12 protein-coding genes are annotated in these 15,448 nt (G+C 71.0%); all 12 read left to right on the plus strand.

The window, feature by feature from the left end:
• Positions 1–3: 3 nt before the first annotated feature.
• The 12 genes from GTY58_RS35635 to GTY58_RS35690 all read left to right on the plus strand — a co-directional run bounded on the left by GTY58_RS35635 (position 4) and on the right by GTY58_RS35690 (position 15,272).
• The gene (locus GTY58_RS35635) at positions 4–1,290 is read left to right on the plus strand and encodes a dihydroorotase (protein WP_010988262.1); all 1,287 of its coding nucleotides are present in this window, start codon (positions 4–6) and stop codon (positions 1,288–1,290) included.
• Complete coding sequence (locus tag GTY58_RS35640; RefSeq protein WP_010988263.1) at positions 1,287–1,907, plus strand: hypothetical protein; 621 nt, start codon at positions 1,287–1,289, stop codon at positions 1,905–1,907. Before GTY58_RS35635 ends, GTY58_RS35640 begins: the two co-directional genes overlap by 4 nt.
• A complete protein-coding gene (gene carA / locus GTY58_RS35645; protein ID WP_010988264.1) occupies positions 1,904–3,046 on the plus strand; it encodes a glutamine-hydrolyzing carbamoyl-phosphate synthase small subunit in 1,143 nt (380 codons plus the stop codon). Before GTY58_RS35640 ends, carA begins: the two co-directional genes overlap by 4 nt.
• Complete coding sequence (gene carB / locus GTY58_RS35650) at positions 3,039–6,347, plus strand: carbamoyl-phosphate synthase large subunit (RefSeq protein ID WP_010988265.1); 3,309 nt, start codon at positions 3,039–3,041, stop codon at positions 6,345–6,347. The genes carA and carB overlap by 8 nt, the downstream gene beginning before the upstream one ends.
• A gap of 75 nt (positions 6,348–6,422) precedes the next feature.
• Positions 6,423–7,529 carry a quinone-dependent dihydroorotate dehydrogenase gene (locus tag GTY58_RS35655; protein WP_010988266.1) on the plus strand — a complete coding sequence of 369 codons (1,107 nt, stop codon included), beginning with the start codon at positions 6,423–6,425 and terminating at the stop codon, positions 7,527–7,529.
• Positions 7,526–8,368 (plus strand): orotidine-5'-phosphate decarboxylase, encoded by an 843-nt coding sequence (gene pyrF, locus GTY58_RS35660; RefSeq protein WP_010988267.1) that lies wholly within the window; start codon positions 7,526–7,528, stop codon positions 8,366–8,368. The genes GTY58_RS35655 and pyrF overlap by 4 nt, the downstream gene beginning before the upstream one ends.
• Positions 8,369–8,623: 255 nt before the next feature.
• A complete protein-coding gene (locus GTY58_RS35665; protein ID WP_010988268.1) occupies positions 8,624–8,947 on the plus strand; it encodes an integration host factor in 324 nt (107 codons plus the stop codon).
• 37 nt (positions 8,948–8,984) lie between these two features.
• Entirely contained in the window at positions 8,985–9,578 is a 594-nt protein-coding gene (gene gmk / locus GTY58_RS35670; RefSeq protein ID WP_010988269.1) for a guanylate kinase, read from the plus strand.
• Between the two features lie 40 nt (positions 9,579–9,618).
• Complete coding sequence (rpoZ, locus tag GTY58_RS35675) at positions 9,619–9,891, plus strand: DNA-directed RNA polymerase subunit omega (RefSeq protein WP_010988270.1); 273 nt, start codon at positions 9,619–9,621, stop codon at positions 9,889–9,891.
• Positions 9,892–10,029: 138 nt separating this feature from the next.
• Positions 10,030–11,232, plus strand: a complete 1,203-nt coding sequence (gene coaBC, locus GTY58_RS35680) for a bifunctional phosphopantothenoylcysteine decarboxylase/phosphopantothenate--cysteine ligase CoaBC (RefSeq protein WP_037646585.1) — start codon at positions 10,030–10,032, stop codon at positions 11,230–11,232.
• Between the two features lie 240 nt (positions 11,233–11,472).
• Positions 11,473–12,681, plus strand: a complete 1,209-nt coding sequence (gene metK / locus GTY58_RS35685; protein ID WP_010988272.1) for a methionine adenosyltransferase — start codon at positions 11,473–11,475, stop codon at positions 12,679–12,681.
• Positions 12,682–13,109: 428 nt separating this feature from the next.
• Positions 13,110–15,272 carry a primosomal protein N' gene (locus tag GTY58_RS35690; RefSeq protein WP_010988273.1) on the plus strand — a complete coding sequence of 721 codons (2,163 nt, stop codon included), beginning with the start codon at positions 13,110–13,112 and terminating at the stop codon, positions 15,270–15,272.
• Positions 15,273–15,448: the final 176 nt, after the last annotated feature.

The raw sequence follows: 15,448 nt of genomic DNA on the forward strand, positions 1-15,448 counted from the left end.
CAGATGAGCAAGATCCTGATCCGTGGTGCGAAGGTACTCGGCGGCGAGCCGCAGGACGTCCTGATCGACGGCGACACGATCGCCGAGGTGGGCACGGGGCTCAGCGCGGAAGGCGCCGAGGTCGTCGACGCCGCCGGCAAGGTGCTCCTGCCGGGGCTCGTCGACCTGCACACCCATCTGCGCGAGCCCGGCCGCGAGGACTCCGAGACCGTGCTGACCGGTACGCGGGCCGCCGCGAGCGGCGGCTACACGGCCGTGTTCGCCATGGCCAACACCTTCCCGGTCGCCGACACCGCCGGTGTCGTCGAGCAGGTCTACCGGCTCGGCCAGGAGCACGGCTACTGCGACGTGCAGCCCATCGGCGCCGTCACCGTCGGCCTCGAGGGCAAGAAGCTCGCCGAGCTCGGCGCCATGCACGAGTCCGCGGCCGGCGTCACCGTCTTCTCGGACGACGGCAAGTGCGTCGACGACGCCGTGATCATGCGCCGCGCGCTGGAGTACGTGAAGGCCTTCGGCGGAGTCGTCGCCCAGCACGCGCAGGAGCCCCGGCTGACCGAGGGCGCCCAGATGAACGAGGGCGTCGTCTCCGCAGAGCTTGGACTCGGCGGCTGGCCCGCGGTGGCCGAGGAATCGATCATCGCCCGGGACGTCCTGCTCGCCGAGCACGTCGGCTCCCGCGTCCACATCTGCCACCTGTCGACCGCCGGCTCGGTCGAGATCGTGCGCTGGGCCAAGTCCCGCGGCATCGACGTCACCGCCGAGGTCACCCCGCACCACCTGCTCCTCACCGACGAGCTGGTGCGGTCGTACAACCCGGTCTACAAGGTCAACCCGCCGCTGCGCACCGAGCGCGACGTCATGGCCCTGCGCGAGGCGCTCGCCGACGGCACGATCGACATCGTCGCCACCGACCATGCCCCGCACCCGCACGAGGACAAGGACTGCGAGTGGGCCGCCGCCGCCATGGGCATGGTGGGCCTGGAGACCGCGCTGTCCGTCGTGCAGCAGACCATGGTCGAGACCGGGCTGCTCGACTGGGCCGGCGTCGCCGACCGCATGTCCGTGAAGCCCGCGCGGATCGGCCGCGCCACCGGCCACGGCCGCCCCGTCTCGGCAGGTGAGCCCGCCAACCTCACGCTCGTCGACACGGCATACCGTGGGGCGGTGGACCCCGCGGGCTTCGCCTCGCGCAGCCGCAACACCCCGTACGAGGGCCGTGAGCTGCCGGGCCGTGTCACGCACACCTGGCTGCGGGGCAAGGCCACGCTCGTCGACGGGAAGCTCGCGTGACATCACTGCATCAGACGTACCTTGCCGCCGGACAGAAGTCGGCGGAGGTGACCGACTGGTCCGCCCGCATCGGCTGGCTCGTGGGCCTCGCCCTGTTCATCGCGCTCGTCTACTGGCTGATGCGCGAGGGCTGGAAGTGGCGCGGCACCCTTCAGAGCGACCTGCCCGAGCTGCCCGCCCGCCCGTCTCCCACCACCACCCTCAACGGAGGCGGCAAGCCGCCGCCGGCTGGAATGCCGGACGAGCCGGACCGGGTGAAACTGACGATGAGCGGCCGCTACCACGGCTCCACCACCGCCGGGCAGTGGCTGGACCGCATCGTCGCGCACGGCCTGGGCACCCGTAGCCGGGTCGAGCTCACGCTGACGGACGCGGGACTGGACGTCGTACGCCCCGGTGCGGCCGACTTCTTCGTCCCGGCCGCACAGCTGCGTGAGGCCCGGCTCGACAAGGGCATCGCGGGCAAGGTCCTCACCGAGGGCGGTCTGCTCGTCGTCACCTGGGCACACGGCGACAAGCTGATCGACTCCGGCTTCCGCTCCGACGTCTCGGCCGAGCACAACGAGTGGGCCTACACCCTGAACAACATGATCAACAACACGGAAGGCGCACGATGACGACCTCCACCAGGGGAGCTGCCAAGGTTCCCGCCGTACTCGTCCTGGAGGACGGCCGGACGTTCCGCGGCCGCGCCTACGGGGCCGTGGGGGTGACCTTCGGCGAGGCCGTGTTCTCCACCGGGATGACCGGCTACCAGGAGACCCTCACCGACCCGTCGTACCACCGCCAGGTCGTCGTGATGACCGCCCCGCACGTCGGCAACACCGGCGTCAACGACGAGGACCCCGAGTCGAAGCGGATCTGGGTCTCCGGCTACGTCGTACGCGACCCCGCGCGCGTGCCCTCCAACTGGCGCTCCCGGCGCTCGCTGGACGAGGAGCTGCGCCACCAGGGTGTCGTCGGCATCAGCGGCATCGACACCCGTGCGCTCACCCGCCACCTGCGCGAGAGCGGCGCCATGCGCGTCGGCATCTTCTCCGGCAGCGCGCTGCCGGACGAGGGCACGATGCTCGCCGAGGTGCGCCAGGCGCCCGAGATGAAGGGCGCGAACCTCGCCGCCGAGGTCGCCACCAAGGAGACGTACGTCGTCCCCGCGATCGGCGCGAAGCGCTTCACCGTCGCCGCCGTCGACCTGGGCATCAAGGGCATGACCCCGCACCGCATGGCCGAGCGCGGCATCGAGGTGCACGTCCTGCCCGCGACGGCCACGGCCGAGGACGTGTACGCCGTGAACCCCGACGGCGTGTTCTTCTCCAACGGCCCCGGCGACCCGGCGACCGCAGACGGCCCGGTGGCCGTCATGCGGGAAGTGCTCGCCCGTAAGACCCCCCTCTTCGGCATCTGCTTCGGCAACCAGATCCTGGGCCGCGCGCTCGGCTTCGGCACCTACAAGCTGAAGTACGGCCACCGCGGGATCAACCAGCCGGTGCAGGACCGTACGACCGGCAAGGTCGAGGTCACCGCGCACAACCACGGCTTCGCCGTCGACGCCCCGCTCGACCAGGTGTCCGACACCCCCTACGGCCGCGCCGAGGTCTCCCACGTCTGCCTCAATGACAACGTGGTGGAGGGCCTCCAGCTGCTCGACCAGCCGGCCTTCAGCGTCCAGTACCACCCCGAAGCGGCAGCGGGCCCGCACGACGCCGCCTACCTGTTCGACCGCTTCGTATCCCTGATGGAGGGCCAGCGTGCCTAAGCGCACCGATATCCAGTCCGTCCTGGTCATCGGCTCCGGCCCGATCGTCATCGGCCAGGCCGCCGAGTTCGACTACTCCGGCACCCAGGCGTGCCGCATCCTGCGCGCCGAGGGCCTCAGGGTCATCCTGGTCAACTCCAACCCGGCGACGATCATGACCGACCCGGAGATCGCCGACGCCACCTACGTCGAGCCGATCACCCCGGAGTTCGTCGAGAAGATCATCGCCAAGGAGCGGCCGGACGCGCTGCTGCCCACCCTCGGTGGTCAGACGGCCCTGAACACCGCCATCTCCATGCACGAGCAGGGTGTGCTGGAGAAGTACGGTGTCGAGCTGATCGGCGCCAACGTCGAGGCGATCAACAAGGGCGAGGACCGCGACCTGTTCAAGGGCGTCGTCGAGGCCGTCCGCGCGAAGATCGGGCACGGCGAATCCGCCCGCTCGGTCATCTGCCACTCCATGGACGACGTGCTCGAGGGCGTCGAGACCCTCGGCGGTTACCCCGTCGTCGTCCGTCCCTCCTTCACCATGGGCGGCGCCGGCTCCGGCTTCGCGCACGACGAGGAGGAGCTGCGCCGCATCGCGGGTCAGGGCCTGACGCTCTCCCCGACCACCGAGGTGCTCCTGGAGGAGTCCATCCTCGGCTGGAAGGAGTACGAGCTGGAGCTGATGCGCGACAAGAACGACAACGTCGTGGTCGTCTGCTCCATCGAGAACTTCGACCCGATGGGCGTGCACACCGGTGACTCGATCACCGTCGCGCCCTCGATGACGCTGACCGACCGCGAGTACCAGCGCCTGCGCGACATCGGTATCGCGATCATCCGTGAGGTCGGTGTCGACACCGGCGGCTGCAACATCCAGTTCGCGGTGAACCCCGACGACGGCCGGATCATCGTCATCGAGATGAACCCGCGCGTGTCCCGGTCGTCCGCGCTCGCCTCCAAGGCGACCGGCTTCCCGATCGCGAAGATCGCCGCGAAGCTCGCCGTCGGCTACACGCTCGACGAGATCCCCAACGACATCACCGAGAAGACCCCGGCCTCCTTCGAGCCGACGCTCGACTACGTGGTCGTGAAGGCCCCGCGCTTCGCCTTCGAGAAGTTCCCGAGCGCCGACTCGACCCTCACCACCACCATGAAGTCGGTCGGCGAGGCCATGGCGATCGGCCGGAACTTCACCGAGGCGCTGCAGAAGGCGCTGCGGTCCCTGGAGAAGAAGGGCTCGCAGTTCACGTTCGTCGGCGAGCCGGGCGACAAGGCCCTCCTCCTGGAGGAGGCCGTCCGTCCCACCGACGGGCGCATCAACTCGGTCATGCAGGCCATCCGCGCGGGCGCGACGCCCGAGGAGGTCTTCGAGGCGACGAAGATCGACCCCTGGTTCGTCGACCAGCTCTTCCTGATCAAGGAACTCGCGGACGAGCTGGCCGCCGCCGACAAGCTGGACCCGGAGCTGCTCGCCGAGGCCAAGCGGCACGGCTTCTCCGACGTCCAGATCGCCGAGATCCGCGGGCTGCGCGAGGACGTCGTGCGCGAGGTGCGGCACGCGCTGGGCGTGCGCCCGGTGTACAAGACGGTCGACACCTGCGCCGCCGAGTTCGCGGCGAAGACGCCGTACTTCTACTCCTCCTACGACGAGGAGAGCGAGGTCGCGCCCCGCGAGAAGCCCGCGGTCATCATCCTGGGCTCCGGTCCCAACCGCATCGGCCAGGGCATCGAGTTCGACTACTCCTGCGTCCACGCCTCCTTCGCGCTGAGCGAGGCGGGCTACGAGACCGTGATGGTCAACTGCAACCCGGAGACCGTCTCCACGGACTACGACACCTCCGACCGCCTGTACTTCGAGCCGCTGACGCTCGAGGACGTGCTGGAGATCGTCCACGCGGAGACGCTGGCGGGCCCGGTCGCGGGCGTGATCGTGCAGCTCGGCGGACAGACGCCGCTGGGTCTGTCGCAGGCGCTCAAGGACAACGGCGTACCGGTCGTGGGCACGCCCCCGGAGGCGATCCACGCCGCCGAGGACCGCGGCGCCTTCGGCCAGGTCCTCGCGGAAGCGGGCCTGCCCGCCCCGAAGCACGGCACCGCGACCACCTTCGCGGGCGCCAAGGCCATCGCCGACGAGATCGGCTACCCGGTCCTCGTCCGGCCGTCGTACGTCCTCGGCGGCCGCGGCATGGAGATCGTGTACGACGAGACGCGCCTGGAGTCGTACATCGCCGAGTCCACCGAGATCAGCCCCTCCCGGCCGGTCCTGGTCGACCGTTTCCTCGACGACGCGATCGAGATCGACGTCGACGCCCTCTACGACGGCGAGGAGCTGTACCTCGGCGGCGTCATGGAGCACATCGAGGAGGCCGGCATCCACTCCGGCGACTCGGCGTGCGCCCTGCCGCCGATCACGCTCGGCGGCTTCGACATCAAGCGCCTGCGCGCCTCGACCGAGGCCATCGCCAAGGGCGTCGGCGTCCGCGGACTGATCAACATCCAGTTCGCCATGGCCGGGGACATCCTGTACGTCCTCGAAGCCAACCCGCGCGCCTCCCGCACCGTCCCCTTCACCTCGAAGGCGACCGCGGTGCCGCTCGCCAAGGCCGCCGCCCGGATCTCGCTCGGCGCGACCATCGCCGAACTGCGGGCCGAGAGGCTGCTGCCCGCGAACGGCGACGGGGGCACGCTCCCGCTCGACGCGCCGATCTCCGTGAAGGAGGCGGTCATGCCGTGGTCGCGGTTCCGCGACATCCACGGACGCGGCGTCGACACGGTCCTCGGCCCGGAGATGCGCTCCACCGGCGAGGTCATGGGCATCGACTCCGTCTTCGGCACGGCGTACGCCAAGTCGCAGGCGGGCGCGTACGGACCGCTGCCCACCAAGGGCCGCGCCTTCATCTCCGTCGCCAACCGCGACAAGCGCTCGATGATCTTCCCGGCGCGCGAGCTGGTGGCCCACGGCTTCGAGCTGCTCGCCACGTCCGGCACGGCCGAGGTGCTCAAGCGCAACGGCATCAACGCCACCGTCGTCCGCAAGCAGAGCGAGGGCGAGGGCCCGGGCGGCGAGAAGACCATCGTCCAGCTCATCCACGACGGCCAGGTCGACCTCATCGTCAACACGCCCTACGGCACCGGAGGCCGCCTCGACGGCTACGAGATCCGTACGGCGGCGGTGGCCCGGTCCGTTCCCTGCCTGACGACGGTCCAGGCGCTCGCCGCCGCCGTCCAGGGCATCGACGCGCTCACCCACGGAGACGTGGGCGTGCGCTCGCTCCAGGAACACGCCGAGCATCTGACCGCGGCCCGCGACTAGCAGCCCTGAGGGGGACATCGGAAACGGTGTCCCCCTCTTCGTGAGGCTCAACAGGCTTCAAGAGGACACTGAGACATGTACAAGCTTTTCTTCCGGCTGGTGTTCAAGCGGATGGACCCGGAGCAGGCGCACTACCTGGCCTTCCGGTGGATCCGCCTCGCCGCCCGTATCCCCGTGCTGCGCACGTTCGTCGCCGCCGCGCTCGCACCCCGCTTCAAGGAGCTGCGTACCGAGGCGTTCGGGCTGCGCATGCACGGCCCGTTCGGGCTCGCGGCCGGCTTCGACAAGAACGCCGTCGCCGTCGACGGGATGTCGATGCTCGGCTTCGACCACGTGGAGATCGGCACGGTCACGGGGGAGCCGCAGCCGGGCAACCCCAAAAAGCGGCTGTTCCGCCTTGTGCCGGACCGGGCGCTGATCAACCGCATGGGCTTCAACAACGAGGGCTCGGCGGCCGTGGCGGCCCGCCTGGCCGCTCGTGAGGCGGTCTTCAGGACGGTCGTGGGCGTCAACATCGGCAAGACCAAGGTCGTACCGGAGGAGGAGGCCGCCGACGACTACGTGAAGTCGACCGAGCGGCTCGCCCGGCACGCCGACTACCTGGTCGTGAACGTCTCCTCGCCGAACACCCCCGGTCTGCGCAACCTCCAGGCCACCGAGGCGCTGCGCCCCCTGCTGAGCGCCGTCCGCGAGGCCGCCGACCGCACCGTGACGGAGCGCCGCGTCCCGCTGCTGGTGAAGATCGCGCCGGACCTCGCCGACGACGACATCGACGCGGTCGCCGACCTCGCCGTGGAGCTGGGCCTGGACGGGATCATCGCCACGAACACCACCATCGCGCGCGAGGGGCTCGGCCTGAAGTCCGAACCCACCCTCGTCAAGGAGACCGGCGGCCTGTCCGGCGCGCCGCTGAAGGCACGCTCCCTGGAGGTCCTGAGCCGCCTCTACGCGCGCGTGGGCGACCGGATCACCCTGGTGGGCGTGGGCGGCATCGAGAACGCCGAGGACGCCTGGCAGCGCATCCTGGCCGGCGCCACGCTGGTCCAGGGCTACAGCGCCTTCATTTACGAGGGCCCCTTCTGGGGCCGCGCCATCCACAAGGGGCTCGCCGCACGTCTGCGGACGAGCCCGTACGCCACCCTTGCCGACGCGGTCGGCGCCGACGTGAGGAAGTCCGCATGAGTCTGGAACCCTTCGGCGCGCGCCTGAGCCGGGCCATGGACGACCGAGGCCCCCTGTGCGTCGGTATCGACCCGCACGCCTCCCTGCTGGCCGACTGGGGCCTGAGCGACGACGTGGCGGGCCTGGAGCGGTTCAGCCGCACCGTCGTCGAGGCGCTGGGCGAGCACGTCGCGGTCTTCAAGCCGCAGAGCGCGTTCTTCGAGCGCTTCGGGTCCCGGGGTGTCGCCGTCCTGGAGAAGACGGTCGCGGAGGCGCGGGCGGCCGGTGCCCTGGTCGTGATGGACGCCAAGCGCGGCGACATCGGCTCGACGATGGCCGCGTACGCGGAAGCCTTCCTCCGGAAGGACTCCCCGCTGTTCTCGGACGCGCTGACCGTGTCGCCGTATCTGGGCTACGGATCGCTGCGGCCGGCCGTGGAGCTGGCGCGCGAGAGCGGGGCCGGACTGTTCGTGCTGGCGCTGACCTCCAACCCGGAGGGCGGCGAGGTGCAGCACGCGGTGCGTACGGACGGCCGTGACGTCGCGGCGACCATGCTGGCGCACCTGGCGGCCGAGAACGCGGGGGAGGAGCCCCTGGGGTCCTTCGGGGCGGTCGTCGGCGCCACGCTGGGCGACCTGTCCTCGTACGACCTGGACATCAACGGACCGCTCCTCGCGCCCGGCATCGGCGCCCAGGGGGCCGCACCGGCCGATCTCCCCGGGGTCTTCGGGGCGGCGGTGCGCAATGTCGTGCCGAACGTCAGCCGGGGTGTTCTGCGTCACGGTCCCGATGTCCGCGCCCTGCGGACGGCCGCGGACCGTTTCGCGGAGGAGATCAGGGCCGCCGTGGCCGCCGTCTGAGTCCTCCGACGAGTGCCTCGGGAGCGGCCCGAGTCCGAATACATCCTCAAATCCGGGGCAGTATGTCGGAAATGTCTGGCTCGACGGAGGCTGACCAGGACTTTTCCGCTGTTCTCGCTGACTCCGGCGGACTTGCCCGCTAGTCTCCGTCGAGAGCGAAGGGGCAAGCGTGTTGCTCGTAGCTCACCAGGTGAGGGGCGATTAGGTTCCTCACCGGTCCGTATCCGACAGTTCGACATCCGAGGTGACGTAGGCGTGGCTCTTCCGCCCCTTACCCCTGAACAGCGCGCAGCCGCGCTCGAAAAGGCCGCCGCGGCTCGCCGGGAGCGGGCCGAGGTCAAAAATCGACTCAAGCACTCCGGCGCCTCCCTTCACGAGGTCATCAAGCAGGGTCAGGAGAACGACGTCATCGGCAAGATGAAGGTCTCCGCTCTCCTCGAGTCCCTGCCGGGCGTGGGCAAGGTCCGCGCCAAGCAGATCATGGAGCGACTCGGGATCTCCGAGAGCCGTCGCGTACGCGGCCTCGGTTCGAACCAGATCGCCTCCCTGGAGCGTGAGTTCGGCAGCACCGCCGGCTGAGTCCTGGGCACTCCGGGATTGCTGGAATAATCGCTGCATGGCAGTAACACCCCGGGGGACGTCCCCCGTACCCCCGGACGCACGTCCGCGGCTGACCGTGCTCTCCGGCCCCTCCGGGGTCGGCAAGAGCACGGTCGTCGCCCATATGCGCAAGGAACACCCCGAGGTCTGGCTCTCGGTGTCGGCGACGACCCGCAAGCCGCGCCCCGGTGAGAAGCACGGAGTCCACTACTTCTTCGTCTCCGACGACGAGATGGACAAGCTGATCGCCAACGGCGAGCTGCTCGAGTGGGCCGAGTTCGCCGGCAACCGCTACGGGACGCCGCGCCAGGCCGTGCTGGAGCGGCTGGAGCGGGGTGAGCCGGTCCTCCTGGAGATCGACCTCCAGGGCGCCCGGCAGGTCCGCGAGTCCATGCCCGAGGCCCTGCTGGTGTTCCTGGCCCCTCCCTCCTGGGAGGAGCTGGTACGCAGGCTCACCGGACGGGGCACCGAGCCGCCCGAGGTGATCGAGCGCCGCCTGGACGCGGCCAAGGTCGAACTGGCGGCGGAGCCCGAGTTCGATGTGACCCTTGTCAACACCTCCGTCGAGGACGTAGCGCGCGAGCTGCTAGCCTTGGTGGACGTTGTGTGATCGTTTTTTCGATCTCATCCCATCTTTCGGAAGGTAGAGCGTGTCCTCTTCCATCACCGCGCCCGAGGGCATCATCAACCCCCCGATCGACGAGCTCCTCGAGGCCACTGACTCGAAGTACAGCCTCGTGATCTACGCGGCCAAGCGGGCCCGTCAGATCAACGCGTACTACTCGCAGCTCGGTGAGGGCCTCCTCGAGTACGTCGGTCCCCTCGTCGACACCCACGTCCACGAGAAGCCGCTCTCGATCGCCCTGCGCGAGATCAACGCCGGTCTGCTGACCTCCGAGCCCGTCGAGGGCCCGGCGCAGTAGGCGTTCGTTCGCTCATTGTTCGCTCATCTCAGGCCCGGCAGCCGACTGTCGGGCCTGTGGTGTGCCGGGGGCGCGGTGGGTCGCCCCTCGCGATGTTGCAGCATGGAGCCGTAGATTTCACGAGTGTGGGGAGACCCGGTGGACAAGCCGAAGGTCGTGCTGGGAGTCAGTGGCGGCATCGCCGCCTACAAGGCCTGTGAGCTGCTGCGGAGGCTGACGGAGTCGGGACACGACGTCCGCGTCGTGCCCACCGGCTCGGCGCTGCACTTCGTCGGCGCCGCCACCTGGTCCGCGCTCTCCGGCAACCCGGTCTCCACCGAGGTCTGGGACGACGTCCACGAGGTGCCGCACGTCCGCATCGGCCAGCACGCCGACCTGGTCGTCGTCGCCCCCGCCACCGCCGACATGCTCGCCAAGGCGGCCCACGGCCTCGCCGACGACCTGCTCACGAACACGCTGCTGACCGCACGCTGTCCGGTCGTCTTCGCACCCGCCATGCACACCGAGATGTGGGAACACCCGGCCACCCAGGAGAACGTCGCGACGCTGCGCCGCCGCGGCGCCCTCGTCATCGAGCCCGCGGTGGGCCGGCTGACCGGCGTCGACACCGGCAAGGGCCGCCTGCCCGACCCCACGGAGATCTTCGAGGTCTGCCGCCGGGTGCTCGCGCGCGGCGCCGCACGGCCGGACCTCGCCGGCCGGCACGTGGTCGTCAGCGCCGGCGGTACGCGCGAGCCGCTCGACCCGGTCCGCTTCCTCGGCAACCGCTCCTCCGGCAAGCAGGGGTACGCCCTCGCCCGCACCGCCGCCGCGCGCGGCGCCCGGGTCACCCTGGTCGCCGCGAACACCGGGCTGCCCGACCTGGCGGGTGTCGACGTCGTCCAGGTCGGGACGGCCGTGCAACTGCGCGAGGCGGTGCTGAAGGCGGCCTCGGACGCCGACGCCGTGGTGATGGCGGCGGCCGTGGCGGACTTCCGTCCGGCGACGTACGCGACCGGAAAGATCAAGAAGAAGGACGGCCAGGAGCCGGAAGCGATCGTTCTGGTCCGTAATCCGGACATTCTCGCGGAGATCTCGGCCGACCGGCCGCGCCCCGGTCAGGTGGTCGTCGGCTTCGCCGCCGAGACGGACGACGTCCTGGCCAACGGCCGTACGAAGCTGGCACGCAAGGGCTGCGACCTCCTCGTGGTGAACGAGGTGGGGGAGCGCAGGACGTTCGGCTCGGAGGAGAACGAGGCCGTGGTGCTCGGCGCGGACGGAAGCGAGATCCCGGTGCCGTACGGGCCCAAGGAGGCCTTGGCCGAGACCGTGTGGGATCTGGTCGTGCCCCGGCTCGGGTGACGGTCCCATTCGCCCAAAGGGCCGTCTCGAATCGCTCGAAAGCGGGTGTGGTGAGGCTGGCGGAGACCCCGTGGCATTGGGCAGAATGCCCGTGCCGCAGGTCACAGCGCTCCCGAGAGGCGAGACAGGGGGGCGGATGGCCGAGTGCGACCGATAAACTGTTCTCGGACGACGCCGGGCGCAGCCTCCGTCCCGTCCGCCAATGATCAGCCAGCAGCCGCTGCAACCCCAGGGAGCGTTGTGTCCCGTCGCCTGTTCACCTCGGAGTCCGTGACCGAGGGCCACCCCGACAAGATCGCTGACCAGATCAGCGACACCATTCTTGATGCGCTTCTGCGTGAGGACCCGACATCCCGGGTCGCCGTGGAGACGTTGATCACGACCGGCCTGGTGCACGTGGCCGGCGAGGTCACCACCAAGGCGTACGCACCGATCGCCCAGCTGGTCCGCGACAAGATCCTGGAGATCGGCTACGACTCGTCGAAGAAGGGCTTCGACGGAGCTTCCTGCGGCGTGTCGGTGTCGATCGGCTCGCAGTCCCCGGACATCGCGCAGGGTGTCGACACGGCGTACGAGAACCGGGTCGAGGGCGACGAGGACGAGCTGGACCGGCAGGGCGCGGGCGACCAGGGCCTGATGTTCGGCTACGCGACGGACGAGACGCCGACGCTGATGCCGCTGCCGATCCACCTCGCGCACCGTCTGTCGCACCGCCTGTCCGAGGTCCGCAAGAACGGCACGATCCCGTACCTGCGTCCCGACGGAAAGACCCAGGTCACCATCGAGTACGACGGCGACAAGGCGGTCCGTCTGGACACCGTGGTCGTCTCCTCGCAGCACGCCTCGGACATCGACCTGGACTCGCTCCTCGCCCCCGACATCCGCGAGTTCGTGGTGGAGCCGGAGCTGAAGGCGCTCCTCGACGACGGCATCAAGCTGGAGACCGAGGGCTACCGCCTCCTGGTCAACCCCACCGGCCGCTTCGAGATCGGCGGCCCGATGGGTGACGCCGGTCTCACCGGCCGCAAGATCATCATCGACACGTACGGCGGCATGGCCCGCCACGGCGGCGGTGCCTTCTCCGGCAAGGACCCGTCCAAGGTCGACCGCTCCGCCGCGTACGCGATGCGCTGGGTCGCGAAGAACGTGGTCGCCGCGGGTCTGGCGTCCCGCTGCGAGGTCCAGGTGGCGTACGCGATCGGCAAGGCCGAGCCGGTGGGCCTGTTCGTCGAGACCTTCGGCACCGCCAAGGTCGAGGCCGACAAGATCGAGCAGGCCATCGCGACGGTCTTCGACCTGCGCCCGGCCGCGATCATCCGCGACCTCGACCTGCTCCGCCCGATCTACTCCCAGACGGCGGCGTACGGCCACTTCGGCCGCGAGCTCCCCGACTTCACGTGGGAGCGGACGGACCGGGTGGACGCGCTGCGGACGGCTGTGGGGCTGTAACGGCCTGACGTTCTGTTTCGGAGCCCGGCATTCCCTCGGGGTGCCGGGCTCCGCCGTGTCGAGCGCCGGGTGCCGCGGCGGCCCGGATCGGGTACGCAAATGGCTGGCGGACCAAAGTGGCGTCTTCGTACGCTGGTGATCTCCCGGTGCGGAGGCCTCGGATACTTCGGTGGAGCGTGCTTCGGCGTGCTGTGAAACTTGGGACGAGCCGTGGCCGGATCGATCTCGGGAGGCCGACGACGCGGCCCGGTGCGACGGGTGCGGGTACTTCTGGGGTGTCTCCCTCGCAGGTTCGAATCCTGCTGCCGGTCCTGGACCGGTATGGCCGAGCGGTCCATGGCGGAAGCGCCCTTCGGGCGTGCGTGATCCGCAGCCGGACTGATCTCGGGCGCGCGTCGGTGTCAGTGGGGTTTGGTAAGAATGCTGGTGTGAGCAGCGAGAACGGGCAGGGGGGCGGCGGTGGCGAAGAGGCGCCGCCGGAGCAGCTTGCGTTGATCCGTGAGGCCGTGCGGAAGGCCAAGGTGCCCAAGGCCAAGCCGCGGACGTGGCGGGGAGCCGCGCTGGCCAAGGAGTTGCCCGTCGCGCGTGTGCTGGTCGACAAGGGCGTACTTCATCTTGATCGGTACTTCGACTATGCCGTGCCCGAGGAACTGGCTGCCGTCGCTCAGCCGGGAGTGCGCGTCCGTGTGCGGTTCGGAGCCGGCGGGCGCACCGTGCGGGACGGCAGGCGGGAGGGCGGCTCACTGATCGACGGCTTCCTCGTCGAGCGGGTCGCCGAGTCCGACTACGGCGGGCCGCTGGCCGCGCTCGCGCAGGTCGTGTCCCCCGAGCCCGTGCTCGGCCCTGAGCTGCTCGGGCTCGCCCGGGCCGTCGCCGACCGGTACGCCGGGAGCCTCGCCGATGTGCTCCAGCTGGCCGTTCCGCCCAGGCACGGGCGGGCCGAGGCCGGCAAGACGGCCGAGCCGCTGCCGGCTCCTCCCGCGCCCGAACCCGGCTCCTGGCGGCGGTACGCGCGCGGGGCGGAGTTTGTGAAGTCCCTCGCCGCCGGGGGTTCGCCCCGGGCCGTGTGGACCGCGTTGCCGGGGCCCGACTGGGCCGAGGAGATCGCCCGGGCCGTGCAGGCCACGCTCGCCTCGGGGCGCGGCGCGCTCGTCGTCGTGCCGGCCGGACGGCCCGCCGCGCGCGTCGACGCGGCGCTCCGCGCGCTGATGGGTGAGGGGCGGCATGCACTGCTGACCGCCGACGCGGGGCAGGAGCGGCGCTACCGGGAGTGGCTGGCCGTGCGGCGGGGGGCCGTGCAGGCGGTGGTCGGGACGCGGGCCGCGATGTTCGCGCCCGTGCGGAATCTCGGGCTCGTTGTCGTGTGGGACGACGGGGATGCTTCCCACAGCGACGACAACGCGCCGTTTCCCCATGTGCGGGAGGTGCTGGAGCTTCGGGCGACCCGGGACAAGTGCGGGTTTCTGCTGGGGAGCTGGAGCTGCACGGTGGAGGCCGCGCAGCTTGTCGAGAGCGGGTGGGCGGCACCGCTCGTGGCCGAGCGGGAACAGGTACGGGCGGCTGCTCCTCTCGTGCGCACCGTGGGGGACGGGGATCTCGCGCGGGACGAGGCGGCCCGGGCCGCGCGGCTGCCGACCCTCGCCTGGCAGGCCGTGCGGGAGGGGCTGCGCCACGGACCCGTGCTGGTGCAGGTGCCCCGGCGGGGTTACGTGCCCCGGATGGCCTGCGCGCAGTGCCGGGCGCCCGCGCGGTGCCGGCACTGCGCGGGGCCGCTGGAGGCGCACGACGCCGGGGCGCTGCGGTGCGGTTGGTGCGGACGGGAGGACGCGGCTTGGCACTGTCCGGAGTGCGGTGGGTTCCGGTTGCGGGCGCAGGTCGTGGGGGCGCGGCGGACCGCCGAGGAGCTGGGTCGTGCGTTCCCGGCCGTGCCGGTGCGCACCTCCGGGCGTGAGCAGGTGCTCGACACCGTCTCGGGGGCGCCCGCGCTCGTGGTGAGTACGCCGGGGGCCGAGCCGGTCGCCGAGGGCGGGTACGCGGCTGCCCTGCTCCTCGACGGGTGGGCCATGCTCGGCCGGCCGGATCTGCGGGCCGGGGAGGAGGCGCTGCGGAGGTGGATCGGGGCGGCCGCGCTCGTCCGGGGGCAGGCGGCCGGCGGGACCGTGGTCGTGGTCGCCGAGCCGACGTTGCGGCCTGTGCAGGCGCTGGTGCGCTGGGATCCCGTCGGACACGCGGTGCGCGAACTCGCCGAGCGGGCCGAGCTGGGGTTTCCACCGGTGTCGCGGATGGCCGCCGTGTCGGGGACGGCCGAGGCGGTCGCGGGGTTTCTGAGCGGGGTCGAACTACCCTCGGACGCCGAGGTGTTGGGGCCGGTGCCGTTGCCGGTCACGGAGGCCGGACGGCCTCGGCGCGTGGGCGGGCCGCCGCCGGGGGAGCGGTGGGAGCGAGCGCTCGTCCGGGTGCCGCCGGGGAGCGGGGCCGCGCTGGCCGGCGCGTTGAAGACCGCGCAGGCGGCTCGGATGGCGCGTGGGGGCGGGGGGAACGGGAGCGAGGCCCCGGTGCGGATTCGGATCGATCCGCCGGACATCGGGTGACGTGAGTGACTCGGGTTGCTCGCCGTGGCTCGGGTGGCTCGGGCGTGGGGGGACGTACGTGCGGCGGTGCGGTGGTGCGAGCGTGTGCCCGGGCGGGTCCCGGCATACGGCTGCCTCCCGGTCGTACACCGGGAGGCAGACAAGGGGAGGGGGCCGTCGGGTGTCGGCCGTCGTGC

The sequence above is a fragment of the Streptomyces sp. SID5469 genome, assembly GCF_009862865.1.
Taxonomy (GTDB): domain Bacteria; phylum Actinomycetota; class Actinomycetes; order Streptomycetales; family Streptomycetaceae; genus Streptomyces; species Streptomyces avermitilis.